14 protein-coding genes are annotated in these 14,049 nt (G+C 67.1%); 7 read left to right on the forward strand and 7 right to left on the reverse strand.

Going from position 1 to position 14,049, the window contains the following annotated elements; translation table 11 throughout:
• Nucleotides 1-23 precede the first annotated feature (23 nt).
• The 3 genes from rpoZ to folK form a co-directional block, all read right to left on the reverse strand.
• Nucleotides 24-440, reverse strand: coding sequence for a DNA-directed RNA polymerase subunit omega (gene rpoZ, locus HW532_RS03125; RefSeq protein ID WP_213163016.1), 417 nt, complete (start codon nucleotides 438-440; stop codon nucleotides 24-26).
• Between the two features lie 126 nt (nucleotides 441-566).
• Nucleotides 567-1,283 carry a L,D-transpeptidase gene (locus HW532_RS03130; RefSeq protein WP_213163017.1) on the reverse strand — a complete coding sequence of 239 codons (717 nt, stop codon included), beginning with the start codon at nucleotides 1,281-1,283 and terminating at the stop codon, nucleotides 567-569.
• Nucleotides 1,284-1,459: 176 nt separating this feature from the next.
• On the reverse strand, nucleotides 1,460-1,984 hold the full coding sequence (folK, locus tag HW532_RS03135; RefSeq protein ID WP_213163018.1) for a 2-amino-4-hydroxy-6-hydroxymethyldihydropteridine diphosphokinase: 525 nt from the start codon (nucleotides 1,982-1,984) through the stop codon (nucleotides 1,460-1,462).
• Nucleotides 1,985-2,097: 113 nt separating this feature from the next.
• Between folK and HW532_RS03140 the strand changes: the two genes are divergently transcribed.
• Together HW532_RS03140 and HW532_RS03145 are read left to right on the forward strand one after the other, a co-directional pair.
• Nucleotides 2,098-2,694 carry a LabA-like NYN domain-containing protein gene (locus HW532_RS03140; RefSeq protein ID WP_213163019.1) on the forward strand — a complete coding sequence of 199 codons (597 nt, stop codon included), beginning with the start codon at nucleotides 2,098-2,100 and terminating at the stop codon, nucleotides 2,692-2,694.
• 81 nt (nucleotides 2,695-2,775) lie between these two features.
• Nucleotides 2,776-3,429 (forward strand): uracil-DNA glycosylase, encoded by a 654-nt coding sequence (locus HW532_RS03145; protein WP_213163020.1) that lies wholly within the window; start codon nucleotides 2,776-2,778, stop codon nucleotides 3,427-3,429.
• 51 nt (nucleotides 3,430-3,480) lie between these two features.
• Here HW532_RS03145 and smpB read toward each other — a convergent pair whose 3' ends face one another.
• On the reverse strand, nucleotides 3,481-3,975 hold the full coding sequence (smpB, locus tag HW532_RS03150) for an SsrA-binding protein SmpB (protein ID WP_213163021.1): 495 nt from the start codon (nucleotides 3,973-3,975) through the stop codon (nucleotides 3,481-3,483).
• 16 nt (nucleotides 3,976-3,991) lie between these two features.
• Nucleotides 3,992-4,870 (reverse strand): 4-hydroxy-tetrahydrodipicolinate synthase, encoded by an 879-nt coding sequence (dapA, locus tag HW532_RS03155; protein ID WP_213164398.1) that lies wholly within the window; start codon nucleotides 4,868-4,870, stop codon nucleotides 3,992-3,994.
• Between the two features lie 271 nt (nucleotides 4,871-5,141).
• Between dapA and HW532_RS03160 the strand changes: the two genes are divergently transcribed.
• The 3 genes from HW532_RS03160 (at nucleotide 5,142) to HW532_RS03170 (ending at nucleotide 8,228) form a co-directional block, all read left to right on the forward strand.
• Nucleotides 5,142-6,176, forward strand: a complete 1,035-nt coding sequence (locus HW532_RS03160; RefSeq protein ID WP_213163022.1) for a hypothetical protein — start codon at nucleotides 5,142-5,144, stop codon at nucleotides 6,174-6,176.
• Between the two features lie 495 nt (nucleotides 6,177-6,671).
• A complete protein-coding gene (locus tag HW532_RS03165) occupies nucleotides 6,672-7,178 on the forward strand; it encodes a lytic transglycosylase domain-containing protein (protein ID WP_213163023.1) in 507 nt (168 codons plus the stop codon).
• A 174-nt stretch (nucleotides 7,179-7,352) separates the two neighbouring features.
• Complete coding sequence (locus HW532_RS03170; RefSeq protein ID WP_213163024.1) at nucleotides 7,353-8,228, forward strand: alpha/beta fold hydrolase; 876 nt, start codon at nucleotides 7,353-7,355, stop codon at nucleotides 8,226-8,228.
• Nucleotides 8,229-8,249: 21 nt separating this feature from the next.
• On the opposite strand, the gene HW532_RS03175 is transcribed toward HW532_RS03170, so the two are convergent.
• Together HW532_RS03175 and HW532_RS03180 are read right to left on the reverse strand one after the other, a co-directional pair.
• A complete protein-coding gene (locus tag HW532_RS03175; RefSeq protein ID WP_213163025.1) occupies nucleotides 8,250-9,203 on the reverse strand; it encodes an ATP-grasp domain-containing protein in 954 nt (317 codons plus the stop codon).
• Nucleotides 9,204-9,234: 31 nt separating this feature from the next.
• On the reverse strand, nucleotides 9,235-10,185 hold the full coding sequence (locus tag HW532_RS03180; protein WP_213163026.1) for an ATP-grasp domain-containing protein: 951 nt from the start codon (nucleotides 10,183-10,185) through the stop codon (nucleotides 9,235-9,237).
• A gap of 409 nt (nucleotides 10,186-10,594) precedes the next feature.
• Between HW532_RS03180 and HW532_RS03185 the strand changes: the two genes are divergently transcribed.
• On the forward strand, nucleotides 10,595-12,052 hold the full coding sequence (locus tag HW532_RS03185) for a type IV pilus assembly protein FimV (RefSeq protein ID WP_213163027.1): 1,458 nt from the start codon (nucleotides 10,595-10,597) through the stop codon (nucleotides 12,050-12,052).
• Between the two features lie 467 nt (nucleotides 12,053-12,519).
• The gene (locus tag HW532_RS03190; protein WP_213163028.1) at nucleotides 12,520-14,001 is read left to right on the forward strand and encodes a type IV pilus assembly protein FimV; all 1,482 of its coding nucleotides are present in this window, start codon (nucleotides 12,520-12,522) and stop codon (nucleotides 13,999-14,001) included.
• Nucleotides 14,002-14,049: the final 48 nt, after the last annotated feature.

Here is a 14,049-nt window from a genome sequence, read left to right on the forward strand (position 1 = left end):
TCCGGAAGCGGCGCTGTCGTCCCTTACAGGCCGGAGCGCGTGCTGCCCGGGCTTTCCGCCGGCGGCAGCCCTTCCAGGCCGCGCAGCAGGTCTTCCTCGCTCATGCGGTCGAGCGAGACATCGTCGTCGTCGCTCTGGCTGAGCGTTTCGGCCGGCGCGTCCTGCGCGCCCGAGGTCAGGGCCGGCACCAGATCGGCCTCCGGCTCGTCCACCTCGACATATTTCTGCATCGAGTGGATGAGGTCCTCGCTGAGGTCGTCCTTGTCGATCGTGTCGTCGGCGATCTCGCGCAGGGCCACGACAGGGTTCTTGTCGTTGTCCCGGTCGACGGTGAGCGGTGCACCCTGCGAGATCATGCGGGCCCGGTGGCCGGCGAGCAGGATCAGGTCGAACCGGTTCGGCACCTTTTCAATGCAATCTTCAACGGTAACGCGCGCCATGAGGCTGCTTTCCTCGTGTCGTCCTGATAGGTCGGATTGAGCGATATCTATGCGTTCGGCGCAAGAAACGCAACCCGTTGCGTGGGAGTCTTCGCGTTTGCGGCCGGCGGCGGTCCTGCCGCCCGGTTACTGAACCACGACCCTCGTGCCGATCTGCACCCTGCTGTAGAGATCGACGACCTCCTCGTTCAGCATGCGGATGCAGCCGCTCGAGACCGCCCGCCCGATGCTCCAGGCCTGGTTCGTGCCGTGGATACGATAGAGCGTGCCGCCGATATAGAGGGCGCGCGCGCCAAGCGGATTGTTCGGCCCGCCCGGCATGTATTTCGGCAGGTTCGGCTGGCGCTTGCGCATGGCGGCGGGCGGTGTCCAGCCCGGCCACTCCGCCTTGCGCGAGATCCTGTGGCGGCCGCGCCAGGTGAAGCCCTGCCGGCCGACGCCGACGCCATACTGGATGGCCTTGCCGCCGGGCAGGACGTAATAGAGCCGCCGCTCGCCGGTCTTCACCACGATGGTGCCCGGCCCATAGGGGCCGCTGTAGCGGACTGTCCGCTTGCCGCCATAGGTCGAGCGCGGCGTGCTTGCATAGCGCGAGCCGTAGCTTGCCCGCCTCGACGGGCGGGAGCTGCGGCGCGACGCTGGCTGCGCCCGCCTGGCGCGCGCATTGTCCCTCTCCGCCTCGTCCGGCTTCGCCGCCGGCCGCGACGCGCCGCCATAGCGGATCGCATCGTCGGGTTTCTCCGAAGAGAAGTTGAATTGCGTCTTCGCCGCTCCGGCGGTTCCGGTGGCAGTGGCCAAGCCGATCACCGCTGTTGCGGCGAGAATGGTGATATAGCCCCGCATGGCATCGATCCCTTTCCTGTGACCTGCCCGCCCCGTCGCGAAATGTGTCCGAAACATGGCACAGTATTATCCGGCAGTTTGGCCAAAGACAATCGCAAGTCAATCGTATCGTTGCCGTTATGATTAAGGCGTTCGGAGCCGTTGCCCGGGCGACACGCCAGTAGAACGCGGCACGATCAACGGGCGACGACGCGTCCTCCGGCGCCGGGCGGCAACGCCAGGAGCATCTGGCGCGGCGTCAGTCCCGTGACGGGGTGATGCCAGAAAGGGGCGATCTCGTTCAGCGGCTCGAGCACGAATGCGCGCCTGTGCAGATCGGGATGGGGCAGAGCCAGCGGCCTGCGCAAGGCGCTGTCCGGCAGGGGATGGCGGGGCGGAGGAATGACGAGATCGTGATAGGCGACGAGATCGAGATCGAGCGTTCGCGGCCCCCAGCGCAACCTGCGGCGGCGCCCCGCGGCATATTCGATGGCGTGAAGCCTGCGCATCAACGCCGCCGGCGGCAGATGGGTCTCCACGATCGCGACCGCGTTGAGGAATGCCGGCTGGTCCGTCTTTCCGTAAGGCGCGGTGCGCAACAGGCTGGAGCATTGACGAACGGGGATGCAACAATCGTATAACAGATCGAGCGTTCGGTTCAGCGTCCGTTCCGGCGGCCCCCACGGGCCGGCGAGATTGCTGCCCAGTGCAAGCACGATCATGGCAGCGCGACCGACCGCCAATCCAGGCGACCCCGGCATTTCGTCGTCCTGGACCGGATTGTTATCATTTGGATCGCCCTCCTGCGGGGCGCATATAACCAATGGGTGAGAGCATGTTTTTCTATCCGAATGAGCGTATCGCGCTCTTCATCGACGGCGCCAATTTGTATGCCACGGCCAAGGCCCTGAATTTCGATATCGACTACAAGCGCCTCCTCGGCCTGTTCCGCTCCAAGGGCCGCCTGATTCGCGCGCTGTACTACACGGCGCTGGTGGAGGACACGGAATATTCGCCGATCCGTCCCCTGATCGACTGGCTCGACTACAATGGCTACACCGTCGTCACCAAGCCCACAAAGGAGTTCACCGACTCGCTCGGCCGGCGCAAGCTCAAAGGCAATATGGACATCGAGCTCGCCGTCGACGTGATGGAGATGTCGCCCGCGCTCGACCATATCGTGCTGTTCTCCGGAGATGGCGACTTCCGCCGCCTCGTGGAATCCGTCCAGCGCAAGGGGGTGCGCGTGAGCCTCGTGTCGACGCTGGCGAGCAAGCCGCCAATGGTCTCCGACGACCTGCGCCGACAGGCCGATCATTTCATCGACCTCAACGATCTGCGCAAGGACATCGGGCGCGACACACCGGAGCGCGATACGCGCCGCGACGACACCTCGCCCGACACCGATTTCGAGGAATTCGCCGATATCTGACGCGCCATCGGCTTGCGCCGGGCCCGGGCCCGGCCGCACGATGCAACGCGAACGTTCCGATTCCTTGTGCAGGCGACCCAGATGACCCCAGATCCCGCTTCCGCCCTGCCGGAACCGCCGCATGACTGCGCGAAATGCGCGCGCCTTGCGGAGTTCCGCGCCAGGAACAGGGCCGAGCATCCCGACTGGTTCAATGCGCCCGTCCCCTCTTTCGGCGACCGGACGGCGCGTCTCCTCGTGGTCGGGCTCGCCCCCGGGCTCAAGGGCGCGAACAAGACCGGGCGGCCCTTCACGGGCGACTTCGCCGGCGATCTCCTCTATGCGACGCTCATCGGCCACGGCTTCGCCCATGGCACCTATGGCGCGACCCCGGCCGACGGGCTGACGCTGAAACGGTGCATGATCACCAATGCGGTGCGCTGCGTCCCGCCGCAGAACAAGCCGACGGGGCCGGAAATACGACTCTGCAACAACTACTTGTCGCACCTTCTTGAGGATCTGAACGAGCTTGTGGCCGTGCTCGCGCTCGGCCGGATCGCGCATGACGCCGTGCTGACGGCGCGCGGCCTCAAGCGCTCCGCCCACCCATTCGGCCATGGCGCCATCCACGATCTCGGCGGCGTGGCGCTCTTCGACAGCTATCACTGCTCGCGCTACAACACGCAGACGCGGCGGCTGACGCCGGAGATGTTCAACGCCGTCATCGCCGCCATCCGCGACCATGTCGGCGACTGATCCCGAGTGGGGGAGCCGGCCAGTGCCGCAACACTCCGACTGGATGGCGTCTCAGCCGCGCTCGCGCAGCAAACGGGCCTTCTCGCGCTGCCAGGAGCGTTCCTTCTGGACCTCGCGCTTGTCGTGATGCTTGCGGCCGCGGGCGAGCGCGATCTCCAGCTTGGCGATCCCGCGCTCGTTGAAATAGAGCTTCAGCGGCACGATGGTGAGCCCCTCCTTCTGCACGGCCCCCGCCAGCCTGTGGATCTGGCGGCGGTGGAGGAGCAGCTTGCGCGGCCGGCGCGGCTCGTGGTTGAAGCGGTTCGCCTGCTCGTATTCCGGGATGTGGGAATTGATGAGAACGAGTTCGTCGCCCTCCACCGTCGCATAGGACTCCCCGAGGCTCGCCTTGCCGGACCGCAGGCTCTTCACCTCCGTGCCGGTCAGGACGATTCCGGCCTCGAAGGTCTCCATGAGCTCGTAATCGAAGCGCGCGCGCCGGTTCTCCGCGACGACGGTGCGTCCGGAGACCGGCCCGCCCTTCTTCTTGGTGGCGGCGCTGGCCATTTCTCTACCCTGAACGTCAGTTGATCAGCCCGGCATGCACCATGGCATCGCGCACCTGCGTGCGGGTTGCCTCCGTCGGCGGAACCATGGGCAGGCGGATATCCTCCGAGGACCGCCCGAGCAGGCTTGCCGCATATTTCACCGGCGACGGGCTCGTCTCCACGAACAGCGCCGTATGAAGCGGCATCAGCCGGTCCTGGATCGTGAGCGCGAGCGCGAAATCGCCCGCCATGCACGCCTCCTGGAAATCAGCGCACAGCCGCGGGGCGACATTGGCGGTGACCGAGATGCAGCCATGCCCGCCATGGGCCATGAAGCCGAGCGCGGTGGCATCCTCGCCCGAAAGCTGGATAAAGTCCGCCCCGATCTCCAGGCGCTGGCGGCTCGCGCGGCCCGGATCGGCGGTCGCGTCCTTCACGCCGACGATATTGTCGGCATCGCGGGCGAGACGCGCCATGGTCTCCACGGAGATATCGGTCACCGTGCGTGGCGGGACATTGTAGATGAGGATCGGAATGTCCGCGCTCGCCGCGACCGCCATGAAGTGCTGGTAGAGGCCTTCCTGCGTCGGCTTGTTGTAGTAGGGCACGACCACCAGCGCACCGTCGGCACCGGCCTCGTGGGCGAAGCGCGTCAGCGACACCGCCTCTTCCGTCGAGTTCGAGCCCGTGCCCGCGATCACCGGCACGCGGCCGGCGGCGGCCTCCACGGCCAGCTCGATGAGGCGTTTGTGCTCCTCATGGCTGAGCGTGGGCGATTCGCCGGTCGTCCCCACAGGAACGATGCCGTGCGAGCCCTGCTCGATCTGCCATTCCACGAAGGCCTGGAAGCCGTCCTCGTCGACCGTGCCGTCACGCATCGGGGTGAGCAGCGCGGGGATGGAGCCCTTGAACATTGTCATCAGATTGCCTCTCTCACGCAGGCAGAACCGGAAACTGCGGAAATTCCGGGCACCATAGACACAAAGCGCCCGGCACAGCAAGTCGCACGCCATATCGCGCGGGAGCCCCGCCCAACCTTGGTCGCAATTTTCGTATACGCGCATGTGGCGTCCGGTGGGCCTTAACGGGTAGTGTTGGGGGATGATGTCATTTTCGATCGCGTACCGGCGCCGGTTGCGGCAGGCCGGCAGGTGTCGGGCTCGTGTTTCGCCGCGGAGCCGATCGATGGCGCGCGCGAGCGCCCTCGCCCTGTGCGGCGCCCTGCTCTGCGCGCCATCTGTTCCCGCCCGGGCCGAAGCCCCGCAGGCGGAGTCCGTTCGCGTCGCGGCCGCCGCGCAGGCCAGCACCCGCACGGACCGGGCCTTCTCCGACGCGCTCGAAAAGGCGCTGTCCGGCAAGCACGACCAGGCCCAGGCCCTGAAGGCCCGGCTGTCCGATCCGGTCCAGCGCAAGGTGATCGACTGGCTCTATGCCCAGAGCCGCTCCCTCGATGCCGGATACGCACGGATCATCGCCTTTCTCGACGACAATCCGGACTGGCCCCAGCAGCGGCTCATCACGATCCGCGCCGAACAGGCCCTCTATGACCAGAAGGCGCCGGCGGCCGCCATATTCTCATTCTTCGCGAACCGGCAGCCGGAGACCGCCATGGGCAAGCTGGCGCTCTCGCGCGCCTATCTCGCCCGCGGCGACCGGGCGAAAGCCGCCGCATGGGCCGCCCGCGCCTGGCGCGAGGACGATTTCAGCGAAAGCGGCGAAAAGCGCGTCATGGCCGAGTTCGGCGGCCTGATCGGCCAGGCGGACCACCGGGCGCGCCTCGTCCGGCTGATCTACGAGCAGGAATCGCGTGCCGCCCTGCGCACCGCCGCCCGGATATCGTCCGACCACGTCAAACTCGCCAAGGCCGCCGCCGCCCTGTTCAGCCTTTCGAAGGACGGCCCGCGGCTCTATGCCGCCGTTCCCGCCTCGCTGCGCAACCAGCTCCTGCTCACCTATCCGCTCGCGCGCTATTACCGCAAGACCGGCAACGAGGCGAAGGCGCGGGCCATGCTGCGCCAGGTCCCGGCGAGCCACAACGAACTGTCCTATCCCTATCCCTGGTGGGTCGAGCGCCGGCTGATCGCGCGCATGTCGTTGCGGCCGGCGCCCAGCAGGCCTGGCGCGAGGCCTACGAGCTGGCGAGCGAGCACGGCTATTCCTCCGGGGAGTACTTCGAGCAGGGCGAGTTCCTGGCCGGCTGGATCGCGCTGCGCTTCCTGAAACAGCCGGAAATCGCACGCAAGCACTTCTGGCGCCTGCGCAAGGGCACGACCAAGGACCGCGAGATCGCCCGGGCGGAATACTGGCTCGGCCGGGTGGATGCCGCCGTCGGACGCCAGCCCGACGCCCGGCGCCATTACGAGGCGGCAGCGCGCCGGCCCTTCACCTATTACGGCCAGCTCGCCCGCGACATGATCGGCCTCAATCGCGCGGCGATCCGCGTTTCGGCCACCCCCCAGGCCAGCCCGGCAGACATGGCCGCGCTCGACCGCAACGAGGTCGCGCGCGCCACCCGCATGGTGGGTCAGGCCGGCCAGCCCGCGCTTCTGCCCCCTTCTTCTCCACGCTCGCCCCGCGGCTGAAGAGCCAGGGCGAGGCGACGGCCCTGGCAACGCTCGCCTGGCGGCTCGGCGCGCCCAATCTGGCGTTGCGCACCGCCAAGAGGGCGGCCTCCGGGGGCTTCGACCTCGGGGGTTCGCCTATCCCGTCAATGCCTTGCCGAATTACGAGCGCATCGCCGATCCGGTGGATCGTGCCTTCGTTCTGGGCCTCATCCGGCAGGAAAGCGAATTCAACCTGACCGCCACCAGCGGCGTAGGCGCGCGCGGGCTGATGCAGATCATGCCGGGCACCGCCAAGCTGATCGCGAAGGCACACGGCCAGTCCTACGACGCCTCCCGGCTTGGCCGCGACGCAGGCTACAATCTCACCCTCGGCACGGCCCATCTCAGCGACCTCCTCAAGCAGTATAACGGCTCCTACATCCTCACCCTCGTCGCCTACAATGCCGGGCCCGGCCGCGTCACGGACTGGGTGGAGCGCTACGGCGACCCGCGCACCGGCGAGATCGAGGCGGTCGACTGGGTCGAGGCGATCCCCTTCACCGAGACGCGCGGCTATGTGAAGAAGGTCATGGCGAATGTGCAGGTCTACCGCTCGCGGCTGGACGGCCCCGCCAGGGCCTCGTCGCCGACCTCCATCGCGGCGGGCCGTCGCGGCTGACCGTGACCGGCGCCATAGGCGGCTCCGCGGACGGGCGCGGCATGGCCGACGACGACTGCATCGGCGGCGAGGCGGAGGACCGTATCGCCGCGCTCATTTCCTGCAACTAGGCCGCTCCCTGCCCGCCCGAAGCGCTGCCGGCCCGCCCGTCCCGGCCAAGGAGACACACAACCGATGGATCATGGCGCCTCCGCCTATCGCGAGATCCGCTTCACCGTGCAGGACGGGCTGACCCTCGTCGCCCGCGACTACGGCTCCGCGGAGACCGGCGCCACGCCGGTGCTGTGCCTGCCGGGCCTCACGCGCAACGCCAAGGACTTCCACGAGCTGGCCTTGCGGCTCGCCCCACGCCGCCGCGTCCTCGCCCTGGATTTCAGGGGACGCGGGCGCTCCGACAGGGCGGCCGACTGGCGGAGCTACACCGTGCCCGTCGAATGCACCGACGTGCTCCAGCTTCTGGCGCTGACCGGCATCGGGCGCGTGGTCGCCATCGGCACCTCGCGCGGCGGGCTCGTCGCCATGGCGCTGGCGGCGGCAAGACCGGCCGCGCTCGCGGGCGTCGTCCTCAACGATGTCGGCCCGGTGCTGGAGAGCGAAGGCCTGATCCAGATCCGCCGGCGGCTCGACGGTGCCACCGCGCCTCGGGACTGGGCGGACGCGACGGAGGCGGTCAAGGCCGCCAATCCCGGATTCGAGGGCCTTACCGAGGCGGACTGGCAGGCCTTCGCCCGCAGGCTCTACCGCGACGAGAACGGGCGGCCCGCCCTCGACTACGACCCGGACATCGCCCGCACCTTCCCGACCGAGGCCATGCTGGAGAGCGGGGCGCTGCCGCCGGCATGGCCCTCCTTCATGGCCCTCGCCGGCCGTCCGGTCCTCGTCGTGCGCGGAGCGAATTCCGATCTCCTGAGTGCGGCGACCGTCAAGGCCATGCAGACCGCCATGCCGGCGCTCGAGGCCGTGACCGTGCCGGGCCGCGCCCACCCCCCCTTCCTCACAGAACCGGAGGCGGAAGCCGCCATCGACCGGCTTCTCGGCCGTATTCCCTGACCTCGCCGCGGCTCACGCACCCTATTCGGCCTCCGCCCGGGTGCGCTCGATCAGCACCCGCGCGACCACGTCGAACGCCCCGAGCTGGCCGACCAGCGCCGCGCGCCCGCCAAGCGCCTCGCGCGATTCGGCGCCGCCGCCACGCGGCGAGGAGAAATGCCAGGTGTTTCCCCTCGGGTTGAACTCTATCACATAAAGTCTGCCACCGCGGGCGTCGCGCAGGATATCGCAGCCATGGAGCGGGATCTCGGGAACCGCCTCGTAGACCCTGCGGGCAAGCGCGAAGATCTCCTCGTCCTCATAGAAGAAGCGATCCCGCTCCCCGCCATTGGTGGCCACGCAGGCGCTCTCCAACACGTCGTCGGGAGCATCGAGCGGCGGGCGTTCGCCGATGAGCCGGGACGCATAGGCATAGAGCGCCTCGCCGAAGAGCGTCGAGACGCGATAGTGAAGCGGCCGGGACCCGGTATCGATGAACTGCTGAAGGAGCATCGGCCCCTTCCGGCCGGGATGGCCCGGCGGATAGTCTTCCGGCGCGATATAGCGCACCCGCTCCGTGCGCATGAGCTGGACGCCCTTGCCGTGGCTCTCCGAACCGGCGGTGGGCTTCAGCAGGATGTAGTCGCCCCACTCGGCCGGGTCGAGCACGGTGTCGGGACCGAGCACCGCCGTCTTCGGAACGCTCACGCCGACGGCTGCGAGCCGCGCCATCTGCTCGCTCTTCTTCATCGCGCGGCCGCAATAGACCTTGCCGCGCATGGGGCGGAAGGTGCTGAGCGCGGTCGGCGAGAACACGAGGGTCGGCCGCTCCGCCACCTTGCGGACGTCGCTCAGCGCCGGCGACCGGCTGGAGACGAGGAACACCTCGATATCCGGGGCCAGAGCATGGATCCGCGCCCTGATCTGCCTGAAATCGGCAACATCGAGGCGTCTCGCGTCATAGGCCATGACGAGATTGCGCGTGCGGTCCCTCAACCTTCCCCCTGACTGAACTGAACGCCCCTTCTTATTCCGCTTCCCTCCTCGTCCGGTCGATGAGCACGCGCGCAGCGACATCGAACGCGCCGAACTGGCCGACCATCGGATCGGCGCTGCCGAACTCCTCGCGCGCCCGCGCGCCCATGGGCGATGAGAAATGCCAGGTGTTGCCGCCGGCATTGATCTCGATGACATAGAGTGCGCCCGTGCGCGCGTCGCGCAGGATGTCGCAGCCCTGCAACGGGATCTCCGGGACCGCCTCATAGGCGCGCCGGGCCATGGCGAGGATATCGTCGTCCTTGAAGAAGACGCGCCGTCTGCGCCCGCCATTGGTGGCCACGCAGGCACTCTCCAGCACCGCGTCGGGCGCGTCGAGCGGCGGGCGCTCGTCGACGAGCTCGGAATAGTAGGCCACGAGCGGCTCGCCGAAGAGCGTCATGATCCGGTAGTGGCGCGGGCAGGGACCGGTATCGATGAATTGCTGGACGAGCATCGGTCCCTTCCGGCCGGGATGGCCCGGCGGATAGTCCTCCGGCGCGATGTGGCGCAGCCGTTCGGTCCGCATCGCCTGGACGCCCGCGCCTGTGCTCTGGCTGCCCCTTGCCGTCGGCTTGACCAGCACATACGGCCCCCACTCGCCCGGCTCGAATGTGGCATCGGGTGTGAGAAGCGCGGTCCGCGGCACGGGCACCCCGCGCTCGGCCAGCCGGGCCATCTCGCCCTCCTTGGGAAGCCGCTTGCCCGCATAGATCCGCCCACGCTCCGGCCGGTACTGACGCAGCCTCGTCGGCGACACGACGAGCAGCGGGCGTTCCGCCGCCCGTCGCGCCTCGCTCGTGGCCGGCGCGGCATTGGAGATGACGAAGACCTCGATATCGGGGGCACGCGAATGGATGCGGGCGCGGATCTGCTTGAAGTCGGCGAAATCCATCCGTGCAGGCTCATAGACGAGAACCAGATTGCGCGTGCGTTCGGCCATGGCGGCGGCATTCCCTTGTCGTACCGGATGAACGCTCCGGCGCGGCCCGCCTCATTCTATCCATCACCGGGCCGCACAGCGCAATCGCAAGCGAATCTCTGGCGGGCACCCGGCGCCCATACGCGGCCGATCGCACCGCAGAGCAAACCCTCATGGACGGCGCAAAACAGGCCCGCCGGCACGAAACGGTGTTCTACTACCGCAACACCTGTGTCTTTTGCGACACACGGTGTCAAATTCAGGCCACAGCCGCCGCGCGGCCATTGACCGTGGGTGTTCCTGCGCAGAGAAATACAATCTGTGCGATGCAAGTCGTGCTGGGGCCTCCCATGACCGCGCTTCGATTTGAGAGAGAGGGGAATCGGGGGGTGCCGCCAACTCCAGAAGAGAGAGTGGGAGAACAGACATTATGACGAACTCCAAGTGGCTCCGTCGGGCGCTGCTGGGCGGTGTGGCGGTTACCGTCATGTCGACCGGCGCACAGGCCGATGAGCTGACCGCCCTGAAGGCGCAGCTCCAGGCCCTGCAGTCCCGTGTGAACCAGCTCGAGGCCCAGCCGGCTGCGTCCTCGCAGCTGCCGGAGGGTGCGAGCTTCATCACCTTCAAGCGCGGCACCGAGGCGACCGCCGACTGGAACACGGCGCGCGTCGGCGACGCGGTTCCGAACGACCGCGGCTTCACCATCGCCATCACGCCGACCGCCGACCTGCCGGCGCCGGTCCACGAGGTGACGGTCTCCGGTTACGTCAAGGGCGACGTGATCTACGACTTCAACCAGGATCTCGGCAACGCCTTCAGCTTCACCGGCATCACCGACGACCCGGACAGCGCCGAGCACATCCGCCTGCATGCCGAGCAGTCGCGCTTCCGCATCAAGTCGCGGTCGGACACCTCCATCGGCCAGATCCGCACCCTGATCGAGGGCGACTTCTGGGGCGGCGACTTCCGCCTGCGCCACGCCTGGGGCGAGTGGGACATGACGCCGAACCTGACCCTCGGTGTCGGCCGGTACTGGCGCAACTTCATGTCGCTGATCACCGGCATCTCGACGGTGGACTTCAACGGCCCGATCGGCCTGATCGGCACGTCGCGCAACAACCAGGTGCGTCTGACCTATCATGACGGCCCGATGGAGTTCGCGGTCTCGATCGAGGACCCGACCGGCGATTCGAGCCAGGGCATCGGCAACGACCTGCTGACCGGCGCCATCGGCACGATCACCACGCCCGCGACTGCTGCGCTCGAGACCGGCGGCGCGTCGGACAACCTGCCGGACCTGAACGCCCGCTGGCAGTACTCCGCTCCGGGTGGCTGGGAGTTCCTGGTCTCCGGCATGCTGCGTAACTTCCACACCGATGGCGACCTCGGCTTCGATGGCGACAGCGCTCTCGGCTGGGCCGTTCAGGGTGCGGTGAACTTCAATCTCGGCGACATCGCCACGCTGACCACCTCGGCCATGTATGGCGACGGCATCGGCAACTACCTCTACGGTGCGAGCTACGGTGCCTATGTCAACCGCAACGGCGACATCAAGACCATCGAGGGTCTCGGCGTCTTTGCCGGCCTGTCCTTCGACGTCACCGAGGCGACGACGTTCAATGTCGGCTGGGGCTGGGCCAAGATGGATTCCGGCGACACGCGCGACGCGGCCGACCTCTACGGCGAGGAGCTCAACCGCGAGATCATGAGCGTGCATGCCAACGTCATGTGGCAGCCGGTCCGCGAGATGCGCCTGGGCTGGGAAGTCATCTGGGCCGACCGCAAGTATCGCGACGGCGGTGGCATCGACGGCGCTGGCAACACCAGCGGCACGAACAAGAGCGACGACGCCTGGCGCGCTCAGTTCGGTGCGTGGTTCTTCTTCTGAGAATTACTGCCGACAGACAGCCTGAAATCGACCGGTCCGGGCAACATGCCCGGGCCGGTTTTCTTTTGTGCGCCCTCCCCGCAATCGCCGTGCTTGGCAGACATGGGGTAAGGTGATACCATTTCCGTGTTCTCTCACTCTCCAACTGGAGAGAATTGGCCTCGACTCACGATCCCCAGGGGTTTTGAGTCGGGGCTTTTTTTGGAACCATAGACGCTATGCATTGCCGCATGGCGGAGCCATAGCCCCCCTCTTCCCCGCCCCACAGGCCTGTGGAAACCGGCCTACCCTCTCCGATTTTGGCCAATCGAGGCTTTCTGCGGGCGAGTTTGTGGCTTTTCTGACACAGCCCCCTCGAATTCCGGTGCCCTGATACCGCGCGACCATTGACCCTGACTGTCGCGAAGGGTCCAATGCAGCATGTGCGATACAGTCGTGCAGTTTTGATGAATAGAGGGGAAGAGAGAATGTCCAACACGAAGTGGCTTCGTCGGGCTCTCCTCGGTGGCGTGGCGGTCTCCGTCATGGCCACAGGTGCCCAGGCCGACGAGCTCGATGCCTTGAAGGCTCAGCTCGAGGCTCTGCAGGCGCGCGTGAACCAGCTCGAGGCCCAGCCGGCTGCCAATTCGCAGCTGCCGGAGGGCGCGAGCTTCATCACGTTCACGCGTGGCACCGAGGCGACCGCCGACTGGAACACGTCGCGCGTCGGCGACGCGGTTCCGAGCGACCGCGGCTTCACCATCGCCATCACGCCGACCGCCGATCTGCCGGCGCCGGTCCATGAGGTGACGGTCTCCGGTTACGTCAAGGGCGACGTGATCTATGACTTCAACCAGGATCTCGGCAACGCCTTCAGCTTCACCGCGATCACCGACGACCCGGACAGCGCCGAGCACATCCGTCTGCATGCCGAGCAGTCGCGCTTCCGCATCAAGTCGCGCTCCGACACCTCCATCGGCCAGATCCGCACCCTGATCGAGGGCGACTTCTGGGGCGGCGACTTCCGCCTGCGCCACGCCTGGGGCGAGTGGGACATGACGCCGAACCTGACCCTCGGTGTCGGCCGGTACTGGCGCAACTTCATGTCGCTGATCACCGGCATCTCGACGGTGGACTTCAACGGCCCGATCGGCCTGATCGGCACGTCGCGCAACAACCAGGTGCGTCTGACCTATCATGACGGCCCGATGGAGTTCGCGGTCTCGATCGAGGACCCGACCGGCGATTCGAGCCAGGGCATCGGTAATGATCTGCTGACATCGGCCATCGTGGCCGGCACGGAAGGCAGCAGCATCACCACGAGCTTCGCCTTCGCGAATGCCTCCGACAACCTGCCGGATCTCAATGCCCGCTTCCAGTACTCCGCTCCGGGCGGCTGGGAGTTCCTGGTCTCCGGCATGCTGCGTAACTTCCACACCGACGGCGACGTTGGCTTCGGCGATAGCGACAGCGCTCTCGGCTGGGCCGTCCAGGGGGCGGTGAACTTCAATCTCGGCGACATCGCCACGCTGACCACCTCCATCATGTATGGCGACGGCATCGGCAACTACCTCTATGGGTCGAGCTACGGTGCCTATGTCGATCTCGATGGCGACATCAAGACCATCGAGGGTCTGGGTGTCTTCGCCGGCCTGTCCTTCGACGTCACCGAGGCGACGACATTCAATGTCGGCTGGGGCTGGGCCAAGATGGATAGCGGCGACACGCGCGACGCGGCCGATCTCTACGGTGTGGAGATGAACCGCGAGATCATGAGCGTGCATGCCAACATCATGTGGCAGCCGGTCCGCGAGATGCGCCTGGGCTGGGAAGTCATCTGGGCCGACCGCAAGTATCGCGACGGCGGACACCTCATCGTCGAGGACGACGATATCGTCGGTCAGGCTTCCGGCTCCAACGAGCACGGCGACGCCTGGCGCGCCCAGTTCGGTGCGTGGTTCTTCTTCTGAGAATTACTGCCGACAGACCACGACAATCAGCCGGTCCGGGTGTCATGC

The organism is Kaustia mangrovi, from assembly GCF_015482775.1.
Lineage (GTDB): Bacteria > Pseudomonadota > Alphaproteobacteria > Rhizobiales > Im1 > Kaustia > Kaustia mangrovi.

Excerpts from the sequence above, each read along its gene's own strand:
- HW532_RS03180 (WP_213163026.1), bottom strand. The coding sequence starts at position 10,185 with ATGGCCGAACGCACGCGCAATCTGGTTCTCGTCTATGAGCCTGCACGG.
- HW532_RS03190 (WP_213163028.1), top strand. The coding sequence starts at position 12,520 with ATGTCCAACACGAAGTGGCTTCGTCGGGCTCTCCTCGGTGGCGTGGCG.
- HW532_RS03160 (WP_213163022.1), top strand. The coding sequence starts at position 5,142 with ATGGCGCGCGCGAGCGCCCTCGCCCTGTGCGGCGCCCTGCTCTGCGCG.
- HW532_RS03145 (WP_213163020.1), top strand. The coding sequence starts at position 2,776 with ATGACCCCAGATCCCGCTTCCGCCCTGCCGGAACCGCCGCATGACTGC.
- HW532_RS03185 (WP_213163027.1), top strand. The coding sequence starts at position 10,595 with ATGACGAACTCCAAGTGGCTCCGTCGGGCGCTGCTGGGCGGTGTGGCG.
- dapA (WP_213164398.1), bottom strand. The coding sequence starts at position 4,870 with ATGTTCAAGGGCTCCATCCCCGCGCTGCTCACCCCGATGCGTGACGGC.
- rpoZ (WP_213163016.1), bottom strand. The coding sequence starts at position 440 with ATGGCGCGCGTTACCGTTGAAGATTGCATTGAAAAGGTGCCGAACCGG.
- folK (WP_213163018.1), bottom strand. The coding sequence starts at position 1,984 with ATGATCGTGCTTGCACTGGGCAGCAATCTCGCCGGCCCGTGGGGGCCG.
- HW532_RS03140 (WP_213163019.1), top strand. The coding sequence starts at position 2,098 with ATGTTTTTCTATCCGAATGAGCGTATCGCGCTCTTCATCGACGGCGCC.
- HW532_RS03130 (WP_213163017.1), bottom strand. The coding sequence starts at position 1,283 with ATGCGGGGCTATATCACCATTCTCGCCGCAACAGCGGTGATCGGCTTG.
- HW532_RS03170 (WP_213163024.1), top strand. The coding sequence starts at position 7,353 with ATGGATCATGGCGCCTCCGCCTATCGCGAGATCCGCTTCACCGTGCAG.
- smpB (WP_213163021.1), bottom strand. The coding sequence starts at position 3,975 with ATGGCCAGCGCCGCCACCAAGAAGAAGGGCGGGCCGGTCTCCGGACGC.